General features: G+C 63.3%; 1 protein-coding gene. It reads left to right on the top strand.

Features of this window, described 5'->3' with window-relative positions; all coding sequences use genetic code 11:
• Window positions 1-226, top strand: a 226-nt coding sequence (locus EN808_RS36155; protein ID WP_135918293.1) for a VCBS domain-containing protein, incomplete at both ends; no start/stop codon positions are given.

Raw genomic sequence — 226 nt, 5'->3', positions numbered from 1 at the left:
CTGACCAACGACACCGATGTCGACACTGGCGACACCCACAGCGTCACCGCCGTCAATGGCTCGGCCGGCAATGTCGGTGCCAACCTCGTCGGCACGTATGGCACGCTGCATCTCAACAGCGACGGCACCTACACCTACACGCTCAACAATGGCCTGGCCTCGGTCCAGGCGTTGGCCGAAGGTGCCAGCGTCACCGACGTCTTCACCTACACCAACGCCGACAACC

The sequence above is a fragment of the Mesorhizobium sp. M8A.F.Ca.ET.165.01.1.1 genome (assembly GCF_004792065.1).
Taxonomy (GTDB): Bacteria; Pseudomonadota; Alphaproteobacteria; order Rhizobiales; family Rhizobiaceae; genus Mesorhizobium.
Note: the sequence above shows the minus strand (reverse complement) of the source record. Positions and strands in the feature narration are given on the sequence as shown.